The following is a 2,369-nucleotide window of genomic DNA, read 5'->3' as shown; positions in this document are numbered from 1 at the left end:
TCATTGGCTTGCCAGCGCCTCGACGGGGCTTAGCCTGGCGGCGCGGATGGCGGGGACCAGGCCGAAGGCGGCGCCCATGGCGGTGGCGCCGGCCAGCGCGCCAAGCGCCACGGTGACGGAAAACACCACCGGCATGCCGAAGCCCGAGGCGGCGACCGCGCCGATCCCGCCCGCCAGCGCCAGCCCGGCCAGGCCGCCAAGCGCCGACAGCACCGTGGCCTCGGTCAGGAACTGCACCAGGATGTCGCGCATCGAGGCGCCGGTGGCGGCGCGGATGCCGATCTCGCGCGTGCGTTCGCGCACGGTGATGAACATGATGTTCATCACCCCGATGCCGCCGACGAAGATCGAGATCGCCGCGATGGCGCCCAGCAGCAGGTTCTGCGAGGCGCGCTCGGCCTCGGCCGCGGCAAAGGCCCCGGCCGCATCGGCCAGCCAGAAATCCTCGGCCCCGTGGCGCTGGGTCATCACCTGGCGCAGCAGCGCGTTCGTCTCGTCCAGCCGCGCCATGTCCTGCAATGCGACCACGATCACCGACAGCTCGCCCGGCCCGTAGACCCGGCTTTCCAGGCTGGCAAGCGGCATGGCCACCACCTTGTCGCGGTCGCTGCCGTTCTGGCTCAGCCCCTTGGCCTCCAGCACGCCGCCGACCAGAAAGGGCGACATGTTGACCATGACGAACTCGCCCGTCGGATCGCGGGTGTCGGGAAACAGCGTCCGCGCCACGGTCGCGCCCAGAAGCAGCACCGGGCTGCCGCCGCGCTCGTCCGTTTCGGAAAAGAAGCTGCCGCGCACCACGTCCCAGCCATGCACGCCGCGGAAATCGCGGTCGGTGCCCAGGATGTCACTGTCGATGGACAGCCCACCCGCGGCGACCCTCGCCTGCTCCCACCGCCCCGGCATCACGCCCGCGACATTGGGCAGGCCCTTCAGCGCCATCGCATCCTGAAGCGTCAGCGGCCGGCGCGGCATGCGCGTGTCCTGGTCCGAGCTGACCACGACCCAGTTGGTGCCGATGGCCGAGGCGCGGCGGATGAATTCCTCCTGCGCGCCGCGGCCGATGGCCAGCATGGCGACCACCGAGGCCACGCCGATGACGATGCCCGACAGCGTCAGCGCGGTGCGCACCGGGCTGGCGGCGATGGCGGCAAAGGCCGCGCGGGCGGCCTCGCGCAGGGTAGAGAGAAGCGCCGGGCGGCGGTGGACCGGCGGCGGCAGGTCCGGGGCGGGCTCGGCCGGCGGGGCAAAGCCGCTGTCGCCGGCGATCCGCCCCTCGGCCACGCGGATCACCCGACCGGCGCGGGCGGCGATGTCGGCGTCATGGGTGATCAGGATCACCGTATGACCCTTGGCGGCAAGATCCGAGAGCAGCCGCATGACCTGCCGGCCGCTTTCGGCGTCGAGCGCGCCGGTCGGCTCGTCCGCCAGGATCACCGCGCCGCCGTTCATCAGCGCCCGCGCGATGGACACGCGCTGCTGCTGGCCGCCCGACATCTGCGCGGGACGCGCGCCCATCCGGTGCCCCAGCCCGAGGCTTTCCAGCAGCGCCGCCGCCCGCGCCCGCCGCGCCTCGCGCGCGGCCCCGGCATGGCTGGCGGGCAGCGCGACATTCTCCAGCGCCGTCAGCGTCGGGATCAGGTTGTATTGCTGGAAGACGAAGCCGAACAGGCGATTGCGCAGCCCCGCCTGCGCGTCGCGCGACAGCCGCGCCACGTCCTGCCCGGCCAGGTGATAGCTGCCCGCCGTCGGCCGGTCCAAGAGGCCGAGGATGTTCATCAGCGTCGACTTGCCGGACCCCGAGGTGCCGACGATGGCCACGAACTCGCCCGCGCGGATGTCGAGGTCGATGCCGCGCAGCACATGGGCGCGCGCCGCACCCTCGCCGAAGACCCGGTGCAACCCGCGGATGCGGATCAGCGGAAGGTCATCCGCCGGGGCGGTCACGGTGCGATCCTCAGCAAAGGCTCGCCCTCGGTGGGGCGTTCTCCGGTGATCACCAGCTCGCCTTCCTCCAGCCCCGAGGTGATCTCGACATGGGAGCGGGTGCGCATCCCGGTCCGGGGGTGGCGGGTTTCCGGCGTGCCGGCGCGGTTCAGAACGCGCACGGCCCCGTCCTCGTCCAGCGCCGAGACCGGGATGGCCAGCACATCCGCCGCGCTTTCGGTGACGAAGAAGACCTGCGCGGTCATGCCCGAAAGCAGCGCGCCGCCCGGATTGGCGATGTCGAACAGCGCCACATAGGTGACGACGGAATTGGCCTCCTCGCCCTCCTTGACCGGCGGCGCGGGCAGCACCTGGCGCAGGGTGGCGCGATGCTTGCGGTCGGGAAAGCCGAGCGTGGTGAACCAGACCGGCATGCCGGGGCGCAG

Annotated in this window: 2 protein-coding genes; both read right to left on the bottom strand. The window is 72.2% G+C overall.

Annotated elements, in window-relative coordinates; all coding sequences use genetic code 11:
- Complete coding sequence (locus tag IT40_RS26250; RefSeq protein ID WP_036761432.1) at positions 1 to 1,944, bottom strand: MacB family efflux pump subunit; 1,944 nt, start codon at positions 1,942 to 1,944, stop codon at positions 1 to 3.
- Positions 1,941 to 2,369: permuted SH3 domain-containing protein (locus IT40_RS29445; protein ID WP_036761430.1), on the bottom strand; the 429-nt coding region annotated here is incomplete at its 5' end. The genes IT40_RS26250 and IT40_RS29445, both read right to left, overlap by 4 nt.

This window comes from Paracoccus versutus (assembly GCF_000763885.1).
In the GTDB taxonomy this organism is placed as follows: domain Bacteria; phylum Pseudomonadota; class Alphaproteobacteria; order Rhodobacterales; family Rhodobacteraceae; genus Paracoccus; species Paracoccus versutus.
The sequence above is the reverse complement of the archived record's forward strand: the minus strand, read 5'-3'. Positions and strand labels throughout refer to the sequence as shown.